This window comes from Pelomonas nitida, from assembly GCF_043555975.1.
GTDB lineage: Bacteria > Pseudomonadota > Gammaproteobacteria > Burkholderiales > Burkholderiaceae_C > Pelomonas > Pelomonas nitida.
Map to the genome: position 1 here is coordinate 315,819 of NZ_JBIGIA010000001.1, position 26,464 is coordinate 342,282.

General features: G+C 69.2%; 25 protein-coding genes. 11 read left to right on the plus strand and 14 right to left on the minus strand.

Annotated elements, in window-relative coordinates; genetic code table 11:
* Window positions 1-37: 37 nt before the first annotated feature.
* The 7 genes from cysD to ACG00X_RS01415 all read right to left on the minus strand — a co-directional run bounded on the left by cysD (window position 38) and on the right by ACG00X_RS01415 (window position 6,431).
* Window positions 38-1,003, minus strand: a complete 966-nt coding sequence (cysD, locus tag ACG00X_RS01385; RefSeq protein ID WP_394486134.1) for a sulfate adenylyltransferase subunit CysD — start codon at window positions 1,001-1,003, stop codon at window positions 38-40.
* Window positions 1,000-1,758 (minus strand): phosphoadenylyl-sulfate reductase, encoded by a 759-nt coding sequence (locus tag ACG00X_RS01390; protein ID WP_394486135.1) that lies wholly within the window; start codon window positions 1,756-1,758, stop codon window positions 1,000-1,002. The genes cysD and ACG00X_RS01390 overlap by 4 nt, the downstream gene beginning before the upstream one ends.
* Window positions 1,755-2,249 carry a DUF934 domain-containing protein gene (locus ACG00X_RS01395; RefSeq protein ID WP_394486136.1) on the minus strand — a complete coding sequence of 165 codons (495 nt, stop codon included), beginning with the start codon at window positions 2,247-2,249 and terminating at the stop codon, window positions 1,755-1,757. Before ACG00X_RS01395 ends, ACG00X_RS01390 begins: the two co-directional genes overlap by 4 nt.
* 7 nt (window positions 2,250-2,256) lie before the next feature.
* Window positions 2,257-3,972, minus strand: coding sequence for a nitrite/sulfite reductase (locus tag ACG00X_RS01400; protein WP_394486137.1), 1,716 nt, complete (start codon window positions 3,970-3,972; stop codon window positions 2,257-2,259).
* A gap of 12 nt (window positions 3,973-3,984) precedes the next feature.
* Window positions 3,985-4,749, minus strand: a complete 765-nt coding sequence (locus ACG00X_RS01405) for a sulfite exporter TauE/SafE family protein (RefSeq protein ID WP_394486138.1) — start codon at window positions 4,747-4,749, stop codon at window positions 3,985-3,987.
* 127 nt (window positions 4,750-4,876) lie between these two features.
* Entirely contained in the window at window positions 4,877-5,800 is a 924-nt protein-coding gene (gene ybiB / locus ACG00X_RS01410) for a DNA-binding protein YbiB (RefSeq protein WP_394486139.1), read from the minus strand.
* A gap of 70 nt (window positions 5,801-5,870) precedes the next feature.
* Window positions 5,871-6,431, minus strand: a complete 561-nt coding sequence (locus tag ACG00X_RS01415; RefSeq protein ID WP_394486140.1) for an outer membrane beta-barrel protein — start codon at window positions 6,429-6,431, stop codon at window positions 5,871-5,873.
* A gap of 240 nt (window positions 6,432-6,671) precedes the next feature.
* On the opposite strand from ACG00X_RS01415, the gene ACG00X_RS01420 reads away from it, so the two are divergent.
* Window positions 6,672-9,602: an HD domain-containing phosphohydrolase gene (locus tag ACG00X_RS01420; protein ID WP_394486141.1), complete on the plus strand. Its 2,931-nt coding sequence runs from the start codon at window positions 6,672-6,674 to the stop codon at window positions 9,600-9,602.
* Window positions 9,603-9,624: 22 nt separating this feature from the next.
* Here ACG00X_RS01420 and ACG00X_RS01425 read toward each other — a convergent pair whose 3' ends face one another.
* Entirely contained in the window at window positions 9,625-10,662 is a 1,038-nt protein-coding gene (locus ACG00X_RS01425; RefSeq protein WP_394486142.1) for an ornithine cyclodeaminase, read from the minus strand.
* A gap of 358 nt (window positions 10,663-11,020) precedes the next feature.
* On the opposite strand from ACG00X_RS01425, the gene ACG00X_RS01430 reads away from it, so the two are divergent.
* Window positions 11,021-11,446 (plus strand): Lrp/AsnC family transcriptional regulator, encoded by a 426-nt coding sequence (locus tag ACG00X_RS01430; RefSeq protein ID WP_394486143.1) that lies wholly within the window; start codon window positions 11,021-11,023, stop codon window positions 11,444-11,446.
* 40 nt (window positions 11,447-11,486) lie between these two features.
* Here ACG00X_RS01430 and ACG00X_RS01435 read toward each other — a convergent pair whose 3' ends face one another.
* Window positions 11,487-12,977, minus strand: a complete 1,491-nt coding sequence (locus tag ACG00X_RS01435; RefSeq protein WP_394486144.1) for a Ppx/GppA phosphatase family protein — start codon at window positions 12,975-12,977, stop codon at window positions 11,487-11,489.
* A 67-nt stretch (window positions 12,978-13,044) separates the two neighbouring features.
* On the opposite strand from ACG00X_RS01435, the gene ACG00X_RS01440 reads away from it, so the two are divergent.
* Window positions 13,045-13,908 (plus strand): dienelactone hydrolase family protein, encoded by an 864-nt coding sequence (locus tag ACG00X_RS01440; protein ID WP_394486145.1) that lies wholly within the window; start codon window positions 13,045-13,047, stop codon window positions 13,906-13,908.
* Window positions 13,909-13,989: 81 nt separating this feature from the next.
* Window positions 13,990-14,772, plus strand: coding sequence for a ZIP family metal transporter (locus ACG00X_RS01445; protein WP_394486146.1), 783 nt, complete (start codon window positions 13,990-13,992; stop codon window positions 14,770-14,772).
* Window positions 14,773-14,851: 79 nt separating this feature from the next.
* Here ACG00X_RS01445 and ACG00X_RS01450 read toward each other — a convergent pair whose 3' ends face one another.
* Window positions 14,852-15,553 carry a TetR/AcrR family transcriptional regulator gene (locus tag ACG00X_RS01450; RefSeq protein ID WP_394486147.1) on the minus strand — a complete coding sequence of 234 codons (702 nt, stop codon included), beginning with the start codon at window positions 15,551-15,553 and terminating at the stop codon, window positions 14,852-14,854.
* 150 nt (window positions 15,554-15,703) lie between these two features.
* Here ACG00X_RS01450 and ACG00X_RS01455 point away from each other — a divergent pair, with 150 nt between their 5' ends.
* The 7 genes from ACG00X_RS01455 to ACG00X_RS01485 all read left to right on the plus strand — a co-directional run bounded on the left by ACG00X_RS01455 (window position 15,704) and on the right by ACG00X_RS01485 (window position 22,766).
* Complete coding sequence (locus tag ACG00X_RS01455; RefSeq protein WP_394486148.1) at window positions 15,704-16,852, plus strand: MFS transporter; 1,149 nt, start codon at window positions 15,704-15,706, stop codon at window positions 16,850-16,852.
* A gap of 111 nt (window positions 16,853-16,963) precedes the next feature.
* Entirely contained in the window at window positions 16,964-17,377 is a 414-nt protein-coding gene (locus ACG00X_RS01460; RefSeq protein WP_394486149.1) for a DUF2147 domain-containing protein, read from the plus strand.
* A 17-nt stretch (window positions 17,378-17,394) separates the two neighbouring features.
* A complete protein-coding gene (locus ACG00X_RS01465) occupies window positions 17,395-18,291 on the plus strand; it encodes a TorF family putative porin (RefSeq protein ID WP_394486150.1) in 897 nt (298 codons plus the stop codon).
* An 11-nt stretch (window positions 18,292-18,302) separates the two neighbouring features.
* A complete protein-coding gene (locus tag ACG00X_RS01470; protein WP_394486151.1) occupies window positions 18,303-19,910 on the plus strand; it encodes a xylulokinase in 1,608 nt (535 codons plus the stop codon).
* Window positions 19,911-19,923: 13 nt separating this feature from the next.
* The gene (locus ACG00X_RS01475) at window positions 19,924-20,616 is read left to right on the plus strand and encodes a class II aldolase/adducin family protein (protein ID WP_394486152.1); all 693 of its coding nucleotides are present in this window, start codon (window positions 19,924-19,926) and stop codon (window positions 20,614-20,616) included.
* Complete coding sequence (locus ACG00X_RS01480; protein ID WP_394486153.1) at window positions 20,609-22,111, plus strand: aspartate aminotransferase family protein; 1,503 nt, start codon at window positions 20,609-20,611, stop codon at window positions 22,109-22,111. Before ACG00X_RS01475 ends, ACG00X_RS01480 begins: the two co-directional genes overlap by 8 nt.
* A complete protein-coding gene (locus tag ACG00X_RS01485) occupies window positions 22,092-22,766 on the plus strand; it encodes a hypothetical protein (protein ID WP_394486154.1) in 675 nt (224 codons plus the stop codon). Before ACG00X_RS01480 ends, ACG00X_RS01485 begins: the two co-directional genes overlap by 20 nt.
* Window positions 22,767-22,842: 76 nt before the next feature.
* Here ACG00X_RS01485 and ACG00X_RS01490 read toward each other — a convergent pair whose 3' ends face one another.
* From ACG00X_RS01490 to ACG00X_RS01505, 4 genes are all read right to left on the minus strand, one after another.
* Window positions 22,843-23,277, minus strand: a complete 435-nt coding sequence (locus tag ACG00X_RS01490) for a universal stress protein (protein ID WP_394486155.1) — start codon at window positions 23,275-23,277, stop codon at window positions 22,843-22,845.
* Between the two features lie 81 nt (window positions 23,278-23,358).
* The gene (locus tag ACG00X_RS01495) at window positions 23,359-24,171 is read right to left on the minus strand and encodes a sulfurtransferase (RefSeq protein WP_394486156.1); all 813 of its coding nucleotides are present in this window, start codon (window positions 24,169-24,171) and stop codon (window positions 23,359-23,361) included.
* 107 nt (window positions 24,172-24,278) lie between these two features.
* A complete protein-coding gene (locus ACG00X_RS01500) occupies window positions 24,279-25,181 on the minus strand; it encodes a DMT family transporter (RefSeq protein ID WP_394486157.1) in 903 nt (300 codons plus the stop codon).
* Entirely contained in the window at window positions 25,181-26,314 is a 1,134-nt protein-coding gene (locus tag ACG00X_RS01505) for an aromatic ring-hydroxylating oxygenase subunit alpha (protein ID WP_394486158.1), read from the minus strand. The genes ACG00X_RS01500 and ACG00X_RS01505 overlap by 1 nt, the downstream gene beginning before the upstream one ends.
* Window positions 26,315-26,464 lie beyond the last annotated feature (150 nt).

The window sequence follows — 26,464 nt, forward strand, 5'->3', positions numbered from 1 at the left end:
CCCCTCGAGGGGGCTCGCGAAGCGAGTAGGGGGTGGGCTAGAAATACCCTTCTTTCTTGCGCTTCTCCATGGAAGCTTCACTGGTGCGGTCGTCCATGCGCGTGGCGCCGCGTTCGCTGACGGTGACGGTCAGCGTTTCTGCGACCACTTCGGTCGCGTTGGCGGCCGGGCTCTCGACCGGGCAGGTGCAGGTCATGTCGCCCACGGTGCGAAAGCGCACCTGCACCGTCTCGACGGTTTCGCCTTCCAGCGGCGGCGTCACGTCGGTCAGCGGCACCAGCAGGCCTTTGCGGCGCATGACCTGGCGGTCGTGCGCGTAGTACATCGGCGGCAGCGGGATGTTCTCGCGGGCGATGTAGAGCCACACGTCCAGCTCGGTCCAGTTGCTGATGGGGAAGCAGCGGAAATGCTCGCCCGGGCGGATGCGCGTGTTGAACAGCGTCCACAGCTCGGGGCGCTGCTCTTTGGGCTGCCATTGGCCGAAGCTGTCGCGGTGGCTGAAGATGCGCTCCTTGGCGCGCGCCTTCTCTTCATCCCGACGGGCGCCGCCGATCAGGCAGTCGAACTTGTGCTCTTCGATGGTCTCCAGCAGCGTGACCGTCTGGTGGCCGTTGCGGCTTTCCAGCGGGTGGGCCAGGCGGATGGTGCCGCGGGCCATGGAGTCTTCGAGGTGGCCCACGACGAGGCGCTCACCCATCTCGGCGACGCGCTGGTCGCGGAAGGTGATGACCTCGGGGAAGTTGTGGCCCGTGTCGATGTGCACCAGCGGGAAGGGCAGGCTGCCGGAATAACCGCTCGGATGAGCGGCGTTCTTCATCTTGAAGGCCTTCTCGGCCAGGCGCAGCACGACGCAGCTGTCCTTGCCGCCGGAGAAGAGCAGCGCGGGGCGCTCGAAGCTGGCCGCCACCTCGCGCAGGATGAAGATGGCCTCTTCTTCGAGTGCGTCGAGATGGGCGTGATCGACGTCAGCAATCATTTGTTCGGGTTTCACAGCAACATTCATGATTTGGCGTGCAGGCCGCATTCCTTGGTGGAGTCTTCCCACCACCAGCGGCCGGCGCGGAAGTCTTCTCCAACCGCGATCGCACGCGTGCAGGGCGCGCAGCCGATCGAGGGCATGAACTGGTCATGCAGCGGGTTGTACGGAACCTCGTATTTCTGAACATAGGCCCAGACCTCGGCCCAGGTCCAGTCGGCGAGGGGGCTGATCTTGCGGCGGCCATTGCCGTCGTCTTCATCAAACGCGACATCGCCGCGCGCGCCCGATTGCTCGCGGCGCAGCCCGGTGATCCAGGCGGTGCGGCCGGCCAGCATGCGGGAGAGCGGCTCCATCTTGCGCACGCCGCAGCAGGCCTTGCGCAGCTCGATGCTCTTGTACATCGCCTCTTCGCCCTCTTTGCGGACGAACTGGATGACGGCCTCGGCGACGGGTTTGAACACCTCGACGGCTAAGCCGTAGCGATCCTTGATCCGAGGCAGCAGCGCGAGCGTCTCGGCGTGCAGCTTGCCAGTGTCCAGCGTCGCGATGTGCACGTTCAGGCCGGCGCGCGAGATCAGGTCGGTGATGACCATGTCTTCCACGCCCAGGCTGCTGCTCTGCACCAGGCCGTCCCTGTGCGCGGCGCAGGCGTTGCGCAGGTGCTGCTGCGCGGCTTCGATCTTGGCGTCGAGGGCAGGCGTCCATTTGGCGTAAAGGCCGATGGCGTTGCCGGCCGCAGGCGCGGCAGCCCAGGGCAGGCTGGAAACGCCTTCGCTCACGCTGCGCTCCTGAGGAACCACGGCCGCGTCTCGGCCACGTCACCCTGGTAGAAGCCGACCGGCGCGAAGAGGTCCAGCGCCTTCTGCGCGGCCGCCTGCGACTGGTCGCCGCGCAGCACCACTTCGTCGAAGCCGGTGCGGGCCAGCAGCTGCATCATGTCCACCAGCACTTCACCGCGGGCGCGGATGGCGCCCTTGAACTTGAAGCGGCTGCGCAGGATGTGGGCCTGGCTGTAGGCGCGGCCGTCGGTCCACTTCGGGAAGTCCAGCACGACGACGGCGATGCGGCCCAGATCAGGCTGCAGCTGCGTGATGTCGGCGTCGTTCGGGAATTCGATGGCGACCTGCACGTCCTGGGGCCAGTGGGCGCGCACGGCGTGCCATTGCTCCAGGCTCAGCAGGCGGTTGGGCGCCGGATCCGGATCGGGCTTGGGGCCGTCTTCGCCGACGGCGTGCTGCCAGGGGCAGGTGGAGGCGTTGATGAACTTCATATCGTGATCAGGCCTTGGCAGTCGAAACACGCACGGCGTTGGCCGCGGTCTTGAAAGGGTCGAGCCCCAGCCGCTTCACCGCATCGATGAAGTGCTCGCCACTCAAGCGCTCGCGCTTGAAGGTGTCGATGACGGCGTCGATGGCGTCGGCGATCTCGTCGGCCGCGAAGCTCGGGCCGATGACCTTGCCGGCCACCGTGGCGCCGGCCAGCGTCGTGCCGTCGCCGCCGCCCAGCGTGAGCTGATACCACTCCGTGCCGTCCTTGTCGACGCCCAGCACGCCGATGTGGCCGCTGTGGTGGTGGCCGCAGGAGTTGATGCAGCCGCTGATGTGCAGGTCCAGCTCGCCGAGGTCTTCCAGCTCGTCGATGTCCTGGTAACGCTCGGCGATGGCGGCGGCCAGTGGCAGCGAGCGGGCGTTGGCCAGCGCGCAGAAGTCGCCGCCGGGGCAGGCGATCTGGTCGGTCAGCAAGCCGGCGTTGGGGGTGGCGAAGCCGGCGGCGCGGGCGGCCTGGAACAGTTCGGGCAGGTCGGCCTCGCGCACCCAGGGCAGCACGAGGTTCTGGCGGTGCGACACGCGCAGCTCACCGTGGCTGAAGCGGTCGGCCAGCGCGGCGGCGGTGTCCATCACGTCGGCGCTGGTGTCGCCGGGGGCGATGCCCACGCGCTTGAGGCTCAGCGTGACGGCGCGGTAGCCGCTGACGCGGTGGCCGTGCACGTTGCGCGAGAGCCAGCGCGCGAAGGCGGGGTCGCTGGTGTCCAGCTGCACGGTGGGTTCGGGCTTCACACCCGCGGGGTCGACGAAGCAGGCCGCCACGCGGTCCAGCTCGGCCTGCGGAATGATCTGCTCGTGGCCGGCCGGGTCGCCGGCGAGGATGCGCTGGTATTCCTCGTTGACGGCGTCGAAGAACTTCTGGCCCTCGGCCTTGACGAGGATCTTGATGCGGGCCTTGTAGAGGTTGTCACGGCGGCCGGCGAGGTTGTAGACGCGCACGATGGCCTCGATGTAGACGAGGATGTGATGCCACGGCACGAAGGCGTTGATCTCCACGCCCGGGATGGGCGTGCGGCCCATGCCACCGCCGACGAAGACCTGGAAGCCGACTTCGCCGGCGGCGGTCCTCTTGAGCTGCAGGCCGATGTCATGCCAGCCGATGGCGGCACGGTCTTCGGCGGCGCCGCTGATGGCGATCTTGAACTTGCGCGGCAGGTGGGCGAACTCGGGGTGCAGCGTGCTCCACTGGCGCAGCACCTCGGCGTAGGGGCGCGCGTCGACGATCTCGTCCGGCGCGATGCCCACGAAGGCGTCGCTGGTGATGTTGCGGATGCAGTTGCCGCTGGTCTGGATGCCGTGCATGTCCACGTCGGCCAGCAGGTCCATCACGTCGGCGCTCTTCACGAGCGGGATCCAGTTGTATTGCAGGTTCTGGCGCGTCGTGAAATGGCCGTAGCCGCCCTGGCCGGCGAACGGGCCGTCGGGCTGGCGGTCGTACTCGCGCGCAATCCTGGCGAGCTGGCGCAGCTGGCGGCTGCTCAGCTCGCCGTAGGGCACGGCCACGCGCAGCATCGGCGCGTGGCGCTGGATGTACCAGCCGTTTTGCAGGCGCAGCGCGCGGAACTCGTCGGCACCCAGCGTGCCGGCGAGGTGGCGCTCCAGCTGGTCACGGTATTGCGCGGCGCGGGCGCGGACGAAGCGGCGGTCGAAGTCGGTGTACTGGTACATCGAAGTAGTCTTTTAGTGAATCACTTTCCAGCCGGCCATCAGCAGCGACGCGCACAGCAGGCTGCGAACGATGCCGTCCGGCAGGCGGCGGGTCAATTGGGCGCCCAGCCAGATGCCCGGCAGGGAGCCGATGAGTAGCGTGCCGAGCAGGGCCCAGTCCACGTTGCCCAGGCTGGCGTGGCCCAGGCCGGCCACCAGGGTCAGCGGCACGGCGTGGGCGATGTCGGTGCCGACGATGTCGCGGGCCAGCATGCGGGGGTAGATCAGCAGGATCAGCGTTGCGCCGATGGCGCCCGCGCCGATCGACGACAGCGACACCAGCACGCCCAGCAGCAGGCCCGCCGCGACCGTCAGCCAGGGCTTGCGGGCCTCGGGAATCCAGCGCTCCAGCCACAGGCCCAGCGTCTGCCAGCTTTGCTTGAACGCCACGACGACGGCGGTCAGCAGCAGCGCGATGCCCAGCGAGAACTTCAGCGTCGACGCCCAGTTCTGCGTGATGCCGCTCAGGTGCATCAGCGCGATGGTGGCGATGGAAGCAGGCACGGAACCGGCCAACAGCCGGCGCACGATGACCCAGTTCACATGGCCGTGGCGGGCGTGGGCGATGGAGCCGCTCATCTTGGTGAGGCAGGCGAACCAGAGGTCGGTGCCGATGGCGACGGCCGGATGGAGCTTGAACACCGACAGCAGCAGCGGCGTCATCAGCGAGCCGCCGCCCACGCCGGTGATGCCGACGATGAGGCCGACCGCCAGTCCGCTCGCGATCGCGATCAGCATCCAGTCCAGCACTCGACAGCCTCCTGCGGCAACCCCATGTCACCCGAGGGCGCGACTCTAGGGAATCTGGCGCCGACGCAGAACAATTTAATTCTTCGGGCCATATGCCCTGGCTGAATAAGCAATCTCAGTTTGTGGCGAGCAGCCGCAGCGCGGCCACCTGCTCGGCGATGCGCGTGGGCACCGGCTCGCGGCCGGCGAGCATCGCGCGGATCAGGTCGGCGTTCTCGGCCGGGGCGCAGGCCGGCGACAGCGGCCAGTCCAGGTCGGTCGTGTCGGCGGCGTGCAAGGGCGCGACCTGGCCATCCTGGAAGCCTATCAGGTGGGCCTTGCGGCGCAGGTGGGCGTAGGCCTCGCCTTCGCTCGCGCGCATCAGCAGCGTTCGGCCGCCGTTCGCAGTCAGCGCGGGCAGGGCGCCGGCCATGCTGTCCAGGTATTCGGGGTGGGTGACAGCCACGACCCGCACACCCCGGCCGGCGGGGAAGGGGTCCAGCAACTTGGCCAGGCTGTGCGAGCTGTTGCGCAGGCCCAGGCGCGGGCGCAGGGCCATCAGCCGGTTCAAGCCCGGGTTCAGCAGTTGCAAAGGCAGCACGGCCAGCCGGTCGGCCGCCAGCCGCTGCTCGGCATCTGCCAGCGAGGCGCTGGCGGGCAGGTCGAGGGCGTCCAGCAGCTCAAAGGGGCTCACGCGGCTGTCGAAGTCATGCCGGCCGAAGATCAGCACCGGCACGCCCTCGCGGGCCAGCAGCAGCGCCACCAGCGGCATCAGGTTCGCCTGCTTGCGCGCGCCGTTGAAGCTGGGTAGCAGCACGGTGCGCGGCCCAGCGGGGGCGGCCAGCCGCGCCGTGCGGGCCGTGATCGCGGCCAGGAAGCCGGCCACCTCCTCGGCGCTTTCACCCTTCACGCGCAGCGCGATGAGCAGGGCGCCCAGTTCGAGGTCAGGCACCTGGCCGTCCAGCATCTCGCCGAACAGCTGCTCGGCCTGTTCACGCGTCAAGTCGCGCGCGCCACGGGCGCCGCGGCCCACTTCCTTGATCAACGGGGCGTAGTCCATGCCCGCAAGTGTAGAAACGTAGAAACGACAAAGGCCGCACGAGGCGGCCTTCAGGATCGGCAGGGGCCGATCAGAACGCGAAGGTGGCGCCCAGGGAGATCAGGCGCACGTTACCTCCCGCGTCAGCGTCCCCGGCTTTTGTCGAGTCAATACCCAGTTCCAGCTTGACGGCAGGGCTGATGGCGTACGACGCGCCGATACCGGCATAGACGTTGGTGTCGTTCCGTGAGCCTGTGCCGCTTCCATAACCCGTGATGAAGGAGTCGGCCTTGGTCTTGACCTGAGCCACGCCCAGGCGCAGGTTCAGGCCCCAATCGTTGTTCAGCGGCAGTGCGTATGCGCCGCCCAGCGCGATCGCCGATACCTTGACAGAAATCCAGTCGGCGCCGCCGGCGAGCTTGGACTTGCCGAAGTTGACGTAGCCCAGTTCGGCGCTGAAGCCGTTGCCGAACTTGTAGCCGCCGACCAGCTTGCCGCCGGTGTCGGAGGTGTCGCAGGAGGGCGCGCCCTCGCAGTCGAGGTTCAGGTGCGTGGTACCGACTGCGCCGGTCACGTAGAACTTGTCGCTCGACTGGGCCTGGGCGGAAGCCGCACCGATCAGTGCGGCCAGGATGATTGCTTGCTTCTTCATGGAGACTTTCCCTGTGTTTCTCTCCGGCGGCGGCTGGGCCGCTCGCCGACCTCGATGAGGCGGCGCGCATGCTAAGGGGCGGTGGGCAGAGCTCCGGCCGCTCAGGCCGCCCTGTCGCGGCGATGCGACGTGGCCAGTGCCGGAAAGGGAAAAATGCCATGCCGGGTGTCGTTGCGCGGCTGCGGCGGAGGCGCTGGCTGGCGCGTGGATACTCGGGCATCTCGGTCGCTGACGGGTCACATGCTGCGCCCCAAACCCAAGACGCTCTATGTCACGCTCAGCGTGGCGATGATCTGCCTGGTTGCGTTGGTCTATGGCGTGTTGATGCTCTACGAGCGCTCGCGCAACGACGCGTTGTTGCTGCAGCAGGCCGGGGCTGCGGCCCGGCGCATCGGGCGCGAGGCGGCGGCCGTCGTCGAATCGGAGCTGCGGCCGGCGCGCGTGAGTGTGGCGCTGATGGCCAGCGGGCCGCTGGGCCGGGCACGCACCGACGCTGAACGCCTGGCGGCGCTGCCGCAGATGGCCGCTGCCTTGCGCGGCAACGCGGCGGTGTCGGCCGTGTATGCGGGCACCACCGGCGGGGCGTTCCTGCTGCTGCGCCGTCTCGCGGACGACACGGCGCGCCAGCGCATGGGCGGGCCGCCGCAGGCCGAGCTGGCGCTGCAGATCGTGCGCCGCGACGGTGACGTGGTGACGGGCACCTACCGCTTCTATGACGCGGCGCTGAAGGAGCTGGCGGGCGCTGACCGGCCGGGCTATGACTTCGACCCCCGAACGCGCCCGTGGTTCGATCAGGCGCGGCGCGCCAAAGACGGCGCGGTCGTGCAGTCGGCGCCCTATCGCTTCTATACGACGGGCGAAGTCGGCGTCACGCTGGCGCAGGCGCAGGGTGAGGCGGTCATTGGTGCCGACGTGAGCCTGCGAGCGCTCGACGACATGCTGCTGCTGCCGCAGATCAGCCGTGCGTCGCAGCTGCTCATCGCCACGGAAGATGGCGGTGTGGTGGCGCAGGCGCGCCACGACGGCGAGCGCGTGTTGCGGGACGCGCAGACGATGGCCCGCGTGGCCGAGGCCGCGTCGCCGTTGATGCGGGCGCTGTGGCAGCGGCGCGATGGCGCCGGCCATCTGGCGCCGGTGCAGGTGGTGGACGGTGTGGAGTGGGTCAGCCACGCGTTGCCGCTGCCGGGCGCGGCGGCGGCGGGCGCGCCCTTGGTGCTGCTGATGGCGGCGCCGCGCGAGGAGTTGCAGGCCTTCCAGATCGAGAGCCGCCGGCATGGCTTCTACATCTCGCTGGCGCTCGTGTTGCTGCTGTTGCCCGTCGTGCACTGGCTGGCCGACCGGGTGTCGCGACCCCTGCGCCAGCTGGCGCGGCAGGTCGAGGCGATCGAGCGCTTCGAGTTTGGCGGCGATGACCCGTCGCGCAGCCTGATCCGCGAGGTGGACCGTCTCGCCGAGACCATGACGTCGATGAAGCACTCGCTGCGGCATTTCCTCGACATCAGCGATGCGCTCGGCGCGGAGCGCGACTTCGACGCGCTGCTGGACCTCATCCTGCGCGAGACCATCGCCGTCAGTGGCGCCAGCGGCGGCGCGCTGCACCTGTTGTCGGATGACGGGGTGATGCTCTTGCCGGCATCCGCGCGGCTCAATGGCGAGCTGGCGCCCGAGGCGGGGCGGCGCTGGCCGCTGGACATGGCCGACAACCCCAGCGCGCCCGTGCAGGCGTTGCGGGCCGATGGCCCGGTGCTGCTGGAGCTGAGCTGGGACAACCCGGGGCACGTGGCGTCTTATGGTTACCTGTTTTCCAGCCTGGCGGCCGCGCGGCTGCGGCTGCTGTCGCTGCCGTTGAAGAACCACCGCAACGAGACGCTCGGCGCGCTCACGCTGAGCTTTCCGTTGCCGGTCAACGGCGGCAGCGAGCCGCTGGGGTCGGCGCTGGTGGCGTTCGTGCGCGCGCTGTCGGGCACGGCGGCGGCGGCGCTGGACAACCAGCTGCTGCTGCGCGGGCGCAAGGCCTTGCTGGACAGCTTCATCCAGCTCGTCGCTGGTGCCATCGATGCCAAGAGCCCCTACACGGCCGGGCACTGCCAGCGTGTGCCGGCGCTGACGCGCCTGCTGGCCCAGGCCGCGTGCGACGCGACGGCGGGGCCTTACGCCGGTTTCTCGCTGACCGCCGAGCAATGGGAGGCGCTGCACATCGCGGCCTGGCTGCACGACTGCGGCAAGGTGACGATCCCGGAATTCGTCGTCGACAAGGCCACCAAGCTGGAGACGCTGCACAACCGCATCCACGAGATCCGCACGCGCTTCGAGGTGCTCAAGCGGGATGTGCTGATCGAGCGGCTGCAGGCCGAGCTGGGCGAAGACGGCGCCGCCCGTGCACAGGCCGCTGCGGCGACGGCGCAGGCCGAGCTGGACGCGGATTTCGCCTTCGTGGCGGCCTGCAATGCGGGGGGCGAGGCGCTGGCGCCGGAATCGCTGGCGCGGCTGCGCCAGATTGCCGAGCGCCGCTGGCTGCGCACGCTGGACGACAGCCTCGGCTTGTCGGTGGAGGAGGCGCGCCGCCAGCCCCGGCCCCGGCCGGCGCTGCCCGCCGCCGAGACGCTGCTGCAGGACCGCCCCGAACACCGCGTGCCGCGGCCGGCGGGCGACGCCTTGCCCGCAGGCAACCGCTGGGGCTTGCGTCTGCGGCCGCCCGAGCACCTGTACGACCGCGGCGAGCTGCACAACCTGAGCATCGCCCGCGGCACGCTGACCGAGGAAGAGCGCTACAAGATCAACGACCACATCGTGCAGACCATCAAGATGCTGGAGGAGTTGCCTTTCCCCCGGCATCTGCGCGCGGTGCCGGAGATGGCCGGCGGCCATCACGAGCGCATGGACGGCGGCGGCTACCCGCGCGGCTTGACCGGTGAGCAGATGAGCCCGCAGGCGCGCATGATCGCCATCGCCGATGTCTTCGAGGCGCTGACCGCCGACGACCGCCCCTACAAGCCCAGCAAGCCGCTGTCGGAGGCGCTGACCATCATGCAGCGCATGGCCCGCGAGGGGCATCTGGACGCGGACCTGTTCGACCTGTTCCTGGCGGCCGGCGTCTGCCAGGCCTACACGGCGCGCTTCATGCCATCGGCCTTGGTGGATGTGACGGACTTGAACGCCTACCGGCCCTGAGCCGCCGCGGTCCGCGCGCGGATCAGGCCGCCTGGCGCTGGCCGCCCAGCTGCAACTGGCCGTACAAGTCCTTGGGATCGGCCATCGGCGGCACGAGGTCCAGCGGCGTGCCCAGGCCCAGTTGCCGGCTCAGGTCGTGCAGCAGTCGCAGCGCCGAGAAGTCTTCCAGCGCGAAGCCGACCGAGTCGAACACCGTGACCTGGCCTGCCGATTCGCGGCCCGGCGCGAGACCGGCCAGCACGCGCCAGAACTCGGTGACGGGGAACTCGGCCGGCATCTGCTGCACATCGCCCTCGGCACGCGATTGCGGCTCGTACTCGACAACCACGCGGGCCTGTGTCAGCACCCCGGGATGCAGTTCGGTCTTGCCGGGGCAGTCGCCGCCGACGCCGTTGATGTGCATGCCGGGCTCGATGAGATCGGGCGTGAGGATGGTGGCGTTGGTCTTGTCGGCGGTGACGGTGGTGACGATGTCCGCGCCGCGCACGGCGTCGGCGATCGAGCCGCAGGACACCAGCGTCAGGCCCGGCGTGGCTTGCAGGTGGCGCTGGAGGCGGGCGGTCGCGGCGGGGTCGATGTCGAACAGCCGCAGTTCGCCGATGCCCAGCAGGTGATGGAAGGCCAGCGCCTGGAATTCGCTCTGGGCGCCGTTGCCGATGATGGCCATGACGCGGCTGTCGGGCCGGGCCAGCCGCCGCGCCACCATGGCCGACGTCGCGGCGGTGCGCATAGCCGTCGCCAGCGTCAGCTCGGACAGCAGCAGCGGCGCGCCCGTGGCGACGTCGGCCAGCACGCCGAAGGCCATCACCGTGGGCAGGCCGGCGCGGTGGTTTTTCGGGTGGCCGTTGACGTACTTGAAGCTGTAGAGCTTGGCGTCGGCGATGGGCATCAGCTCGATGACGCCGTCGGCCGAATGCGCGGCGACGCGCGGCGTCTTGTCGAACGCGGCCCAGCGGCCGTAGTCCGCCTCCAGGTAACTCACCAGACGGCGCAGCAGATCGGGCAGCCCGACGCGTTGCACGAGGCGGGCGATGTCCTGGGTGGCGAGGAAGGTGGTCATGGCGGTCTCCGGCAGCTGCGGCCATTCTTCCGAGCCCGCCTGCCAGCCAGAAGCGCAAAACATGCTCAGGAATGCATGCTTGTTTGCCACAATGGCAGCCATCATTGACGATTTGCTCGACCTAGACCCAGCAGTCGACCGCTCGGTATGTTGCGGGAGAGCCTATGCATCACAAGCTTCACGGTGGGCGAACCGCCGACCACGTCGATCAACAGCGCTGCACGCCCGCTGGCCTGGCGCTTCGGGAGGCTGGCTGCGTTGCTCCTCCTTGTGGGCATGAGCCCACCGCGTCGTCGCGTCTTGTCTGCCCCCCGCCTCGCCAGGCCCTCGGGCGCGCTCAACTGCAGGATCTAGGTTGATGGACGCCCTCGACCAGCAACTCATCGCCCTGCTGCGTGCCGACGCCCGCGCCAGCGTGGCCACGCTGGCCGCCCGGCTGAAGGTGTCGCGCGGCACGGTGACCAACCGCATCGCGCGGCTGGAGGACAGCGGCGTCATCACCGGCTATACCGTCAAGCTGCGGCCCGATGCCGTGCCGGATCAGATCCGTGCGTGGATGAGCATCACCGTGGAGGGCAACCGCACGCGGGAGGTGGTGGCCATGCTGCTGGGCGAGCCCGGCATCACCGGGTTGTTCGACACCAATGGCCGCTGGGACCTGCTGGCCGAGATCGGCAGCGCCAGCCTGCAGGAGCTGGCGGACGTGCTGGAGCGAGTGCGGCTCATCAAGGGCATCGCCAGCACCGAGACCAGCATCCACCTGCAGAGCTACAAGCTGGGTTGAGCGCGGCACCGGCGCGGCGTGCCGCGTGCCGCGCGTCGCCTCAATGGATGGCCAGCTCCAGCAGCGCGCTGCGGGCCCAGGCCTCGGCCTCTTCCTTCAGCAGGTAATGCGTGCGCGCCTGGCCGTCAGTCCAACTGCGCGGGCAGTGCAGCGCGAGCTGCTTGCCGTCGCGCTCCAGCCGCAGGCTGCCGGCCGGCACGCTGCGCGCGTGGCACAGGATGACCGCCAGGCGCAGCGCGACGAGCTGTTCCAGCAACTGCGCGTCGGCCAGTTGCGGCTCGAGCTTGCGCAGGCCGCCGCGCTGGCCCAACGCCAACGCCGCCAGGCGCTGCAGCTGGTTGGTGGAGAAGCCGGCCGCGTCCACATGGCCAATGAGGTAGGCGCTGTGGCGGTGGTGGTCGTGGTGCGACACCAGCATGCCGATCTCGTGCAGCGCGGCGGCCCAGCGCAGTTCGCGCAGCAGCTCCGGCGCGGGCTTGCCGACGAGCTGGCGGTACAGCTTCTCGGCTTGCGCGGCGACACGGTCGGCCTGCGCGCGGTCCACGCCGAAGCGCTCCTGCAGCGCGATGACGGACGCGCCGCGTGGGTCGCGCGCGCCGCTGGGCTGGCGGCGTTCGGCCAGGTCGAAGATGACGCCCTGGCGCAGCGCGCCCTTGGTGGGCATCAGTTCGTCGATGCCGAACTGCGTCAGCAGGGTGTAGAGGATGCACAGCCCGCCGGCCACGACGGGGCGGCGGTCGTCCTTCAGGCCCGGCAGCTGCAGCTTGTCCTGCGAGCCGGCTTCCAGGCAGCGCTCGATGCACCAGCGCAGCGCGGCCGGCGTCACGCGGCCGTCGGTCTGCCCGGTCGCTGCCAGCACCTGCGCCACCGCGCCCACGGTGCCCGAAGAGCCCAGCGCCTCGCGCCACAGCTCGGGGCGGAACAGCGTCAGCGCCTCCTCCAGCTCGGCGCCCGCCGCGACCTGGGCGGCGCGGAAGGCTTCGGGTGTGTAGCGGCCGTCGGCAAAGAAGCGCATGGACAGCCCGACGCTGCCCACGCCAAAGGATTCGGCGCGCACCGGCTTCTCGCCGCGGCCCAGGATCATCTCGGTGGACCGGCCACCGATGTCGATGACCAGGCGCGGCTTGTCCGACGGCTGCAGCCGGGCCACGCCGGCGAAGATCAGCCGGGCTTCCTCGCGGCCGGCGATGACCTCGATGGGGTGGCCCAGCACCGCCTGCGCGCGCTCGAGGAAGGCGTTGCGGTTGCGGGCCTCGCGCAGCGTCTGCGTCGCGACGGCGCGAATGCGTTCGGGCGCGATGCCGACGAGCTGGGTGCCGAAGCCCTTCAGGCATTCCAGGCCGCGCTGCATGGCGGCCTCGGTGAGCATGCCGTTGGCGTCCAGCCCGGCGCCCAGGCGCACGCTTTCCTTGGTGTAGCTGACGCGCTGGTAGCGGTCGCCCGAGAGGCGGGCCAGCTCCAGCCGGAAGCTGTTGGAGCCGATGTCGATGGAGGCCCAGATCGGTTGGCTGGCTTGGGGGCGTGTCGTCATGGCGGGCGATTGTCCGGGCAAAATTTGAAGCGCCACCCCTGAAACCACCCACACCGTTGGAGCCCCCATGCTGAAAGAAGAGATCGACAGCCTCGCCCCCGGACGCGATTTCAACCGCCGCGGCTTTGTGCAGACCGCCGTTGGCAGTGGTTTCGCGGCGGCCGTGCTGCCGGTGACCGCCCAGACGATCTCGACCGACACGGCGGGCCTGGACGCCGGCACGGTCAGCATCGAGGTGGGCGACTTCAAGATGCCCGCCTACCGGGCGCAGCCCGCAGGCCGCAAGAACCTGCCGATCATCCTGGTGGCCAGCGAGATCTTCGGCGTGCACGAGCACATCGCCGACGTGTGCCGGCGCTTCGCCAAGCAGGGCTATCTGGCGATCGCGCCGTCGCTGTTCGTGCGCCACGGCGATGCCGGCGCCTACACCGACATCCCCAAGCTCATCGCCGAGGTCGTGGCCAAGGCCTCCGATGTGCAGGTTGCCGGCGACCTCGATGCGACCGTGGCCTGGGCGGCCCGCCACGGTGGCGACGCGAGCCGGCTCGGCATCACCGGCTTCTGCTGGGGCGGCCGCACCACCTGGGCCTACACCGCCCACAACCCCGCCGTGAAGGCCGCGGTGGCCTGGTATGGGCCGGTGGCGCGCAGCTACTTTGCCGGCGACAAGACCATCATCGAGCAGGCTGCGGCCATCAAGGCGCCGGTGCTGGGCCTGTACGGCGCGGCGGACACGGGCATCCCGGTCGGGACGCTGACGCAGCTGGAAGCCGCGCTGAAGGCGGCCGGCCACCTGAAGAGCGAGTTCGTCGTCTACCCCGACACGCCCCACGCCTTTCACGCCGACTACCGCCCGAGCTATCGCAAGGCGGCGGCCGACGACGGCTGGGCGAAGTGCCTGGCCTGGTTCAAGAAGCAGGGCGTGGCGTGAAGGCTTGACAGCTCTGCTAGGCTGACGGAGTCGGGCCGCCGTACCTCGTCGTACAGGCGGCCCATTGCTTTGCCTGATCCCATGACCCTTCTTTCCATCGTGCTCGCCACCTTCGCCGGCGGGCTGCTGTCGGTGCTCGTCGCCGCAAGTCTCACCGTGGGCGTGCTGACGCGCCTCGTCAAAAGCCTCGTCAGCCTGTCGGCCGGCATCCTGCTGGGCACGTCACTGCTCAACGTGCTGCCCGAGGCGTTTGAGACCCACACGGCCCAGCCGCAGACGCTGTTCGCGGTGCTGCTGGCCGGTCTCTTGTTCTTCTGGTTGCTGGAGAAGGTGGAGCTGTACCGCCACGTGCACCATCACGAGGGCGACGGCCACCATCACCACCATCATTTCGACGCCGAGCAGGCGGGGCGCGGCGGCCTCACGGTGCTGGTGGGCGACAGCATCCACAACTTCTGCGATGGCGCCATCATCGCGGCGGCCTTTCTGGCGGATGCCAAGCTGGGCTGGGCCACCGCGCTGGCCATCGTCGCGCACGAGATTCCGCAGGAGGTGGGCGACTACATCGTGCTGCTGAACGCCGGCCTCTCTCGCGCCAAGGCGTTGCTGTTCAACGCGATCTCGGGCATGGCCTCGGTCGTCGGCGGCGTGCTGGGCTATTTCCTGATCGGCAGTTTCGACGGCGTGCTGCCCTACCTGCTCGTGCTGGCTTCCAGCAGCTTCATCTACATCTCGGTGGCCGACCTGCTGCCGCAGCTGCAGCAGCGCCTGGCCTGGCGCGACACGCTGGCCCAGGTGGCCTGGCTGGCCATCGGCCTGGGCGTGGCGTTCGCGGTGTCGCAGATGCTGCATGGCAGCCATTGAGGCTGGCCCGCGTCGCGCGTCCATCGAGCGGCGGGCCTTCTGACCGCAGCGCGGCCTGCTCCCTTTGGGTTAACAGGCCCTATGAGGCCGTGCCAGGCGCCGGCAGGCCTGCCGGGTTGGGCTGCACACCAGGCTCGGGGGCTAGCCGGTGCAGGTGGCTGGCCAGCATGCCGGCCACGATGCGGGCGACCGCCTTCGGGGGCAGCTTGGCGTCGAACAGCATCTCGACCGCCGCATAAATCAGCTCCACGGCAATGCGGCTGAGCACCTGCAACTCGGCCCGCTTCACATGCGGCAAGGCCTGCGCCAGCAGGCGCGCCTGGGCCGCCGTCACGGCCGCGTGCGAGGCCAGGCGAACCTCCTGCAGCGCCGGCACGGCGCGCATGGCCCGCATGATCCAGACCCCGGCCTCCACCTTGCGCGTGGCCTTGTAGGTGTCCAGCAGCAGGCCGGCAATGGCGGGTTCGAGCGTGGCCACGCCGCCGGCAAACACCCGGGGGCAAATCCAGCGCTCGATGCACTCGTTTTGCCGCTGCATCAGGCGCTTGCCCAGTTCGCTCAGCAGCGCGTACTTGTTGGGGAAATAGCGGTAGAGGGCCGGCGGCGTCACGCCTGCCCGCTCTGCGACGAGGTTGGTGGACCAGCGCTCGATGCCGAACTCCGCCAGCGTTTTGGCTGCGGAGTCCAGCAGCAGCTCGTAGGTCTCTGACGCGCGCTTCTGCGCGGGCTGAACCTTGGTCTCCAGCGAGGGGCGGCTGCGGGTGGATGAACGATTAGGCATGGTCGCTATCAGGGATTGTCCCTGATGTTTTTGGCTTCTTAAAAAATAGTTATGACTAGAAAATGAAGGCGTCAAAACTCGTTGGCAATGAGGCTCGACGTGCAGACATCGCCGTTGCATCCATCGACAGGGCACCTTCTGCCGCCGACCGTGGGCGGCCTGCTGGTGCCCATGGTGTCGGGCTCCGTCGCCTTGCTGATGCTGGGCGTTCAGCCGATTGTTCTGGGCGAGATGCTGGGGGCGGGTCGTGTCAGCCTGGAGGGCGTGGGCGTGGTGGCGATGGCCGAGATCGTCACCTTGGGCCTGGGGGTGTTGCTGGGTGACTTGCTGGCCTGGTTGCACCGCCTGCGCTGGCTGACGCTGGGCGCGGTCATCGCCATCGTGGCCTTGAATCTGCTGACGCCCTCCATGCAGGGCGACGCGGCGCTGGCGCTGGTGCGCGCCGCGGCGGGGCTGGCTGAAGGGCTGCTGCTGTGGGTGACAACGGCCTTCATCGTGCGCAGCGAGCGCCCGGCTCGCATGGCCGGGGTGTTCTTCGTGCTGCAGACGGGGGCGCAGGCCTTGGTCGGCCTGGTGCTGGCCCGCTGGCTGATCCCGTCGTATGGCTGGCCGGCGGCGTTCTGGGTGTTGGCTGTGGCTGCGGTGCTGCCGCTGTTATTGCTGGATGGCCTGCCCGCGGCACTGGCACCGCAGGTGGCGGCGGGCGTGGACCCGCGCGCCGAACCCGGGCGTTGGCGCTGGACGCCCGCCGCGGTGCTGTCCTTGCTGGCGGTGTTCCTGTTGATGGCCACACTGGGGGCGCTGTGGGCCTATGCCGAGCCGCTGGGCCAGCGCGCCGGGCTGGACGCGCTGGCGGCACAAACCGTCATCGCAGCCGCGCTGTTGGCGCAGATCGCTGGCGGCACGGCGGGCACGGCGCTGGTGGGGCGATTGCCGCCGGCTCCGGTGTTGGCGCTGGCTGCGCTGTTGCTCGGAGGCGTGGCGCTGGCGGTCTACGCCACTGCGGCTCAGCCGGCATGGTTTTCTCCGCTGTGCATGGTGTTTGCCTTTGTCTGGCTGTTCATGGTGCCGTTTCACACGGCGCTGGCCTTCGCGGTCGACCGCAGTGGCCGCGTGGCGTCGCTGATGCCGGCCGCCCAGCTGCTCGGCTCGGCGGCCGGGCCCTTGGTGGCGTCGCTGGTTGTGGAGGGCGACGACGCCAGCCGCGCGGCGCTGGTCAGCTTTGGCTGCGGTGCGGCCGTGTTGGTGGTGCTGCTGTCGATGCGCGCACTTCGGGCGCTCGCGGGGCGCACTGCCTAGCGCAGCGCTCACCTCGTTTTTTTTGCGCAAAAAGCTAGTCATGAATACCGTTGCTGTTTTGAAGCTTCCTCCTGCCCTTGCTTGAAAGGACTGTTCGTGAGACGCAAATGCATGCTGTTGCTATCGGCGCTGACCCTGACGGTGGGCGCGATGAATGCCCGCGCCGAGGGGCAGGACGAGGCCAAGGGGCTGTGGCTCACGGCTGACGGAGATGCGGTGCTTCGCTTCGAGCCCTGTGTCGACAAGCCCAGCGCGCTGTGCGGCCGCATTGCCTGGGACAAGGACGCTGGCAAGCCCAACGACACCTGTGGCGTGCAGATCGCCCAACTGGAGCGCTACGGCGACGGTGCCTGGCGAGACGGCTGGATCTTCGACCCGCGAGACCGCAAGAAGTACCGCGGCGTGGTGCGCGTGAAGAACGGCGAGCTGCACGTTCGCGCCTTTGTCGGCGCCGAGATCCTTGGGCAGACCGAGCAGTTCAAGCGCGTTGCCCAGTTGCCTGCCACCCCTGTCTGCAAGTCCTGATCTGCCGAGGAAACACCATGAGCAATGCCCCCCGAGACCTGAAGGCCGCCTGGCTTGTTGCCTGCGCCGCGTTGACCCTGTTGCCGCACGCCGTACAGGCGGCCGGTGACGATGTGGCCAGCTATGCGGTGGAAACCGAGATCAAGCTCGTCAGCGATCAGCGCACGCGCGGGGTGTCGGACTCCATGCGTGGGCCTGGCGTGCAGATGAGCGTGCAGCTGGCGCACGAGAGCGGCGTGATCGCGCTGGCCCAGCTGGCCAGCGTCAGCAAGAAGTACTACACGAACAGCGACGGCTACAACCTGCTGCTGGCCACGGGCTATCGCTTCGGTGACCCGGAAGCCTGGCATTTCGGCGTGGGTGTGGCGGCCGAGTTTTTCCCTGGCGCGAAGTTCGACGCGCCGTACGCCTTCGACATGGCCACGGGCACGCCCACCGACTTCCGCAACACCAACTACAACACGCGCTACCTGGTGCTCGAGGCCGGTTGGGGCGCCATCGAGGGCCGCGTGCTCAGCGTGCTGTCGGACGCCTACCGCGGTGCGAACACGGGCGGCGTGTGCGCGCAGATGCTGGCCTTCATGGCCGACCCGACACAGGCGCTGCAGTGTTATGCCCGCGGCGAGCATGGCGTGCGCGGCAGCGTGCTGCTGGACCTGGGCTACAAGGTCACCGTCGCGCCGCGCACACAGCTGACCTTTCATGCCGGCTACCAGCGCGTCAAGCACTTCAGCGAGGCCAACTTCGCCGACTATGCCGTCGGCATCACGCACAAGGCCTGGGGTGTGCAGTGGACCGCCGAATGGATGAAGGCCAACACGCGGGTGCGTGAGCTCTACCAGGCGCTGGATGGCGACCACGTGAAGGCGGCTGACAAGCAGACGGTGGTGCTGTCTGCGGCCTACAAGTTCTGAGCGGGCTGCCGATGGCGTTGTTGCCGGACACCCGGCTGGTGCTGGCCGTGGACTTGGGCACGTCGGGGTGCAAGTGTGCGTTGGTGTCGCTGGACGGGGCGGTGCATGGCTGGGCGTTTCGCCCCGTGAGCCTGCAGGTCGACGGCGCGCGGGCGGAGCAGGAGGCGCAGGACTGGTGGCAGGCTTTCCTGGCGGCCGCGGCGGAGCTGCTGCAGGACGCGTCATTGCGGTCACGCGTGGTGGCGGTGTGCTGCTCCACGCAGACCGAGGTCACGCTGTGCCTGGACCGGGACGGGCAGCCGCTGGCGCCGGCCATCAGCTGGCTGGATGCGCGCGGCGCCGCCGCCATGCGGCGCCGCACGCGCGGCCGGTGGCTGAATGTGGAGGGTTATGAGCCCTGGCGGCTGTGGCGCTGGTTGCGGTTGACGGGCGGCGCGCCCTCGCAGACCGGCCGCGACAGCGCCGGCCACATCGCCCATGTGCGTGACGAGCGGCCCGATCTCTACGAGCGCACGCACAAATTCGTCAACGCGCTGGACTTTCTGAACCTGCGCTTGTCCGGCCGCCTCTGCGCCACGCACGATTCCATCCTCACCGCCTGGGTCACGGACAACCGCGACCCTCAAGCGCCGCGTTACGACGACGCGCTGCTGCGCTGGCTGGACGTCGACCGCGACAAGCTGCCGGAGCTGGTGCGTTCCACCGACATCCTCGGCCCGCTGCTGCCCGAGGTGGCCCAGGCCCTGGGCCTGGCCGGCAGCGTGCAGGTGGTGGCCGGCGCGGTCGACAACTCGGCGGTGGCCGTGGGCGCGGCGGTGCGCGATTACGAGACCCACCTCTACCTGGGCACCTCGTCCTGGCTGGGCGCGCATGTGCCGGCGATGAAGACGGATGTGCTGCACAAGATCGCGGCCGTGCCCTGTGCGGTCAGCGGGCGCTACCTGGGTATGGCGCTGCAGTCGACGGCCGGCGCCAACCTGTCGTTCCTGCGCGACCGCATCCTGTTCCACCCCGACGAGTTGTCGCGCGACGAGGAGCATCCGGCGGTGTATGAAGTGCTCAACCAGATCGCGGCGCGCGTGCCGCCGGGTGCACGCGGGCTGATCTACACGCCCTGGCTGGCCGGCGAGCGCACGCCCGTGGATGACCCGCATCTGCGGGCCGGGCTGTTCAATCTGTCGCTCCAGCATTCGCGGGAAGACATCTTTCGCGCCTTCCTCGAAGGCGTGGCGTTCAACACGCGCTGGATGATGGAGCCCTTCGCCCGCTTTCTGGGGCAGGATCCCGGCGTGGTGACGGCCGTGGGCGGCGGCGCGCAAAGCGAGGTGTGGTGCCAGATCCTGGCCGATGTCACGGGCCAGGCGATCCGCCAGCCGCCCAACCCCATCCAGGCCAATGCACTGGGGGCGACCTTCATCGCCGGTGTGGGCCTGGGCGCCTTTGCGTCGCTGGCCGACACGGCGGCCCTGCAGCAGACGCGGCGTGTCTACGAACCGTCGACGGCCCTGCGTAGCCTTTACGCCGACAAGTTCGAGAGCTTCAAGGAATTGCGCCGCCGCCTGGCGCCGCTCTACCACCGGCTGAACGCGGCGCCAGCGGCGGCGGTCGCAACGGCCTGAGAACGGACTCGCCATGCCTTTTGAATCTGCCTGCGAACACGTGGTGGCGCTGTGCCTCGAACTCTCACGGCGGGGCTACTTCGCCGGCACGGGCGGCAACCTGATGTTGCGCATCGATGCCGAGCATGTGGCCGTCACGCCGTCGGCCACCGACTATGCCGAGATGCGGCCGGCCGATGTCGCCGTGCTGCGCCTGCGTGACCTCGCCCGCGTGGCGGGAGAGCGGCCCGCGTCTGTGGAGACGTCGCTGCACGCCCGCGTGCTGCGCGCCCGGCCCGAGGTGGGGTGCAGCATCCACACCCACCAGCCGGTGGCCAGTGCCTGCGCGCTGCTGGGCCGGCCGCTGACGGTGGCACCGCGCTGGCGCGCGAGCCTGGGCGACTGCGTGCCGCTGGTGGGCTATGCGCCTTCCGGCAGTGCGTGGCTGGCCGCGCGACTGGGTGCCGCGCTGCGGCCTCACTTGAACGCCTACCTGATGCGCAATCACGGCATCTTGTGCTGCGGGCCGGACAGCGCCGCGGCGCTGCAGGCGGTGGACGACCTTGAAGCCCTGGCCCGAGAGCACCTCGCCGAGCGGATTGCCGAGCAGGTGCGTGCGGGCCGCCAGCCCCAGTTGCAGCGCGTGATGGACGCGCTGCTCGCGTCGGCTCAGCCCGACACCCCCGATCAAGCCTTCGCGGCGCCGCCGCCCCAAGCCCATGTCTGACCTCTCCATGACGACCGCCCTCGAAACCGCCTCCGCTCAGAATGCGGCGGCGTCACCCTCGGCCATCTCCGCCTGGCCGGACGTGGACACGCTGTATCCGCGCTTTGCCGAACTGGTGAACCAGCCGATGCGCCCCATCCGCCCCTCGGCCATGGCCGACGTGATGGGCTATTTCGAGCAGCGTTGCCAGGCCAGCCGGCGCCTGGCCGAGCAGGCCAAGGCCGTGATTCCGGGCGGTGTGCAGCACAACCTGTCGTTCAACTACCCGTTTGCGCTGGCCTTCTCCACGGCCGACGGCGCCCATCTGCGCGATGTGGATGGCAACCGGTACATCGACTTCCTGCAGGCCGGCGGCCCCACCTTGCTGGGCAGCAATTACGCGCCCGTGCGGCAGAAGGTGCACGAGCTGATCGATGAATGCGGGCCCGTCACCGGCTTGCTGCACGAGTACGAGGTCAAGCTTGCCGAGCTGGTGTGCCGGCACATGCCTGCCGTGGAGATGCTGCGGCTGCTGGGCTCCGGCACCGAGGCGGTCATGGGGGCGGTGCGGCTGGCACGCACCTACACCGGCCACAAGTGGATCATCAAGGTGGGCGGCGCCTATCACGGCTGGAGCGACCAACTGGTCTATGGCATGCGGCTGCCCAAGACCGGCCGCATGGAGGCCACGGGCATCCCGGGCGGTGCCACGGCCTACACCCAGGAATGCCTGCCCAACGACCTCGATGAATTGCGCCGCAAGCTGCGGTGGAACCGGCTGCGTGGTGGCACAGCCGCCGTGCTGGTGGAGCCACTGGGGCCGGAAAGCGGCACGCGGCCGGTGCACCGCGACTACAACGCGCAGGTGCGCCGCCTGTGCGACGAGTTCGGCGCGCTGCTCGTGTTTGACGAGGTGGTCACGGGCTTTCGCGTGGGGCTGGGTGGCGCGCAGGCCTTCTTCGGCGTGCGACCCGACATCACGGTGCTGGGCAAGTGCCTGACGGGGGGCTATCCGATGGCGGGCGCCATTGGTGGGCGGCGCGAGGTGATGATGTCGCTGGTCGGCGGGCTGGGCACCACGTCCAGGCGCGCCTTCGTGGGCGGCACGCTGTCGGCCAACCCGCTGTCGTGTGTGGCGGGTTATCACGCCATCGTCGAGATGGAGCGCACGCAGGCGGCGCAGAAAGCCGGCCGCGCAGGCGACCGCCTGCGCGCGGGGCTGGACGAAATCATCCAGCGCCGCCGTCTGCCCTACGTCACCTACAACATGGGCTCCATCGTGCACTTGCAGACCTCGGGCGTGCTGCTGATGGACACCAGCAGCCTGTGGAAGCTGTTCCGCGCCAAGGACGAGGCCAAGCGCCGCAAGCACATGATGGAGGAGATGGGCGCGGCCTACACGGCGCACGGCCTGATCACGCTGGCCGGCAGCCGCATCTACACCAGCCTGGCCGACACCGACGACGTGATCGACGATGCACTCAACCGTTTTGACGATGTCTTCGCGCTGGTCTGAGCGAGCCGACGGCGAGGCGCTGGCAGCGTCGTTGCGCGACCAGTGGTGCGCGCTGCGTGAACGCCTGCAGCACAAGCAGTTGCTAGGAGGCGCGCAGCCCACGCTGACGCTGCGCATCCCCGGCAGCGCGGCGATGTGGCATGGCAGCACGCAGGCGGACGAGCCGGTGCTGTTGGATGGCGCCACCCCGCCGTCGGGACAGGGCTTGCCGCCTGCGGCTGCGGTGTTGGCGCGGCGCGCCGATGTGTGCGCCGTGCTGCACGGCGGCGGGGTTTTCGGGCAGCTGCTGGCGTCGCTTCAGCCGGCGGGAAGCGCCATGCCGCTGCTGTTCGACGAGCAGGTGCGCCATCTGGGCCGCATGCCTGTCACGCGTGGCAATGACTGGGCCGCCGGTCTGGGGCAGGGCGGCAACGTTCTGCTGCTGGAGGGCCAAGCATTGGTGCTGGGCATGACGGCGCAGCGGCTGGCCTTGAACGCCGAGCTGTTCGAGAAGTGCGCCAAGGCCTATGTGCTGGCGTGGGCCACGGGCGGGCGCATCCGGCCGCTGCCCTGGATTGTTCGCTACGTCGCCAACGGCCGCCTGATGAAAGACGAGGCGCGCGCCCGCGCGCGGGTGGCCGCCGGGCTGCTGCCCGAGGAGAGTCGGGGTTACTGACGCGGCGCTTCGCCGGGTGCTCTCGACAGCACGGCGGGGTGGCGCCCCGCCTGCGCCGGCTGCGCGCCACCAGCCATCACTTGACGATCAGCACCGGCAGCGCGATGTGCGTCAGCACCTTCTGCGTCTCGCTGCCCAGCAGCAGCGCCGCGAAGCCCTTGCGGCCGTGCGAGGCCATCACGATGAGGTCGGCGCTCTCGGCCTTGGCGTGGTCGATGATGGCTTCCCAGGCGTGCAGCGCCTCGACGGTGTGGGCCCGGCAGGACAGGCCCTGCGCGGCGGCCTGGGCGCAGACGGCCTCGACACGCTGGGTGGCGATTCGCAGCTGGGCGTCGATGAATTCCTGTGGCGGCACGGGCTGGATCTCAGACACCGCGCTGTAGGGGAAGGGCTCCATGACGCTCAGCGTCAGCAGCTGGGCACCGTGGATCTTGGCCAGCTGGATGGCGGTGTCGACCGCGTGGGCGGTGATGTCCGAACCATCGGTGGGGACGAGGATGCGCTTGAACATTCGGTCCTCCTGTCGTCGTTGCAGAGGCCTTCAGTGTGGACCATCGTCCGCGCCGTTAGTTGTCGGAGATCAAGCCTTTGTTCAACTGCGCGCAATCGGCCGGTTCGCGTCGGCCGACCATTCGCTCCAGGAGCCCGGGTAGAGCACGCCGTCACCCAGCCCGGCGTGCGCCATGGCCAGCAGGTTGTGGCAGGCGGTGACGCCCGAGCCGCATTGGTGCACCACGGTGTCAGCGTGCAGCAGCTGCAGTTCCGCGCGCAGTTGCGCGGCCGGCTTGAAGCGGCCGTCGGCGGCCAGGTTGTCCTTGAAGAAGCGATTGCGCGCGCCGGGGATGTGGCCGGCCGCCTTGTCCAGCGGCTCGACGTCGCCTCGAAACCGCTCGGCGGCGCGGGCATCGATGAGGCGGACGTTGCCAAGCTGCTTCAGCAGCGTGGCCGCATCGATCTGCCGCACCAGCGAGGTGCCGGGCTGCCAGTCCGTGGGCGTGGCGGTGGGCGCCTGCGTGTTGCGTTCACCGTCCCAGGCGCCGTCCAGCACGGCCACCTCGGCATGGCCCAGCCAGCGCAGCATCCACCATGCGCGTGCGGCGTACATGCCACCCTGCAGGTCATAGGTGACGACCTGGCGGCCGGCGCGCAAGCCCAGGCCACGCAGCCGCGCGGCGAAGGCGTCGCGCGCCGGCAGCGGGTGGCGGCCCTGGAAGCGGCCGTCGGCGGCGGTCTTGGGCCCGGCGAGATCGCGGTCCAGGTGCAGGTAGAAGGCGCTGGGAATGTGGCCCGCGGCATAGGCCCTTTCGCCGGCGGCGGTGTCGGCCAGGTCGAAGCTGCAGTCGAGGATCAGCGGGTCGGTCAGACCGCGCAGCTCGGTGGCAGAAATCAGCGTCGTGAACGGCATCTCGGATGCTCCCGGTGGGGTGTCTTGCCCAGCGACTGCCGCACAACCGGCTTTGGCGGGCGGCTGGCAGTGCCCGCTTGAGGACGCGCGGAGCGCGTAGGGGGTGGCTAGCCCTCGTTGGGATTGAACTGGCTGTCCTTCGGCGGCGGCGCCACCTTGGCCCGCAGCAGCGTGGCCGAGACGCCGGCCCCGATGATGATGATCATGCCGACCGTGGCGGGCCAGGTCAGTGGGTCCTTGAACAGCAGCATGCCGTAGCCGAAGGAGAACACGATGCCGAGGTATTGCAGGCAGGCGTTGACCAGCGGCCGGCCGATGGCGTAGGCGCGGGTCAGGCAGACCTGGGCAGCGGTGGCGAGCAGCCCGACGGCCAGCAGCAGCGCCGCTCCCTTGAGCGTGTGCGTCTGCAGGCCGCCTTCGGTGATGGCGGTGACCAGCCCGCCCGCGATGGCGCCGCCGGCCGAGAAGTAGAAGACGACGCGCAGGTCCGGCTCACCGGCGCGGCCCAGCGCCGTCACCTGCAGATAGGCCATGGCCGCGAGCATGCCCGAGACCAGGCCGGCCAGGCCGTGCCAGAGCTGCTGCTGGTCCAGCGTCGGGCGCAGGATCAGCGCCACGCCGACAAAGCCCAGCAAGACCGAGGCGAGCAGCCGCCAGTCCAGCTTGTTGGCGCCCATCAGCACGGCGCCGCCGAGCAGGAAGAGGGCCATCCAGACGGAGGACATGTAGTTCAGCGTCATGGCCGTGGCCAGCGGCAGCTTGCCGATGGCGTAGAACCACAGGCACAGCGACGTGACACCGGAGATGCTGCGCCAGATGTGCATGCCGGGCACCTTGGTGGCCAGCGTGAGGCCTTGGTGGCGTGTCAGCAGCGCCATCGACAGCATGCCGACGATGCCCCGGTACATGACGATCTCGCTGGCGGCGTAGAGGTCGCTGGCGAGCTTGACGCAGACCCCCATCGTGGCGAACAGGAAGGTCGCCACGATCATCAGCAGTGGTGCCGGCATCAGCGCAGCTGCCCGATGGCGTCGCCGAGTTCGTTGCGGCACCACTCGTGGAAGTGCTGCATGCCGTCTTCCATCGGGCTCTGGTACGGCCCCACCTCGTTGTCGCCGCGCATCATCAGCGCGCGGCGGCCGGCGTCCATGCGTTCGCCGATCTCGTCGTCCTCCACGCAGGTCTCCATGTAGGCGGCCTGGTGGGCCTCGACGAACTCGCGCTCGAACGCGGCGATTTCCTCGGGGTAGTAGAACTCGACGAGGTTGAGCGTCTTCTGCGGCCCCTGCGGGTGCAGTGTCGACACGACCAGCACGTGCGGATACCACTCCACCATGATGTGCGGGTAGTAGGTCAGCCAGATCGCGCCGGCCTCGGGTGGGCGGCCCTCCCGGTATTTCAGCAACTGATCGTGCCAGCGCTGGTAGACCGGCGAACCAGGGCGCTCCAGATCCTTGTGCACGCCGACGGTCTGCACGGAATGGTGCTTGCCGAACTCCCAGGCCAGGTCGTCGCAGGTGACGAAGCCGCCCAGGCCGGGGTGGAAGGGGCCGACGTGGTAGTCCTCGAGGTAGACCTCGATGAAGGTCTTCCAGTTGTAGTTGCACTCATGGGCCTGGACCTTGTCGAGCACATAGCCGGAGAAGTCCAGCTGCGCGCGTGGGCCCAGCTTTGCGAGTTCTGCCGCGACGTCGTGGCCGTTGTCCTCGAACAGCAGGCCGTTCCACTCCTGAAGCTTGTAGTTGTTCAGGTTCAGGCAGGGGTCGTGGTCGAAGTGCGGTGCGCCGATCAGTTCGCCCTGATGTGAATATGTCCAGCGATGCAGCGGGCAGACGATGTTGGACTTGGTGTTGCCGCGCCCGCGCAGCATGACCGCCTGGCGGTGGCGGCAGACATTGGAGATCAGCTCGATGCCTTGCTTCCCTTCAGCCGAACGCACCAGCGCACGGCCTTCACCCTCCTGGGGGAGCGCGTAGTGGTCACCCACCTCAGGCACGGCCAGTGCATGGCCGACATAGCGGGGCCCTCGCTGAAAGATGCTGGCCTGTTCACGCTGGAACAGATCGGGATCGAAGTAGGCGCTCACCGGGAGCTGGGTCTGGCTGCGTTGGAGCGCCGAGACAGGGAGGCTCAGGTCGGACATGATCCAGGCGGGTCTTTCAGGCGGGTAGGGGTGCTGCGTCCCTCCGGCGCATCTCGGGAATGCCGAGTCGGCCAGGTTGCGGTGGATGAAGGGGGCGGAGCGCGGGTGGCGTCCGCAAGGGCGGCTCCTCGCACGCGCGCAGCGCGCCAG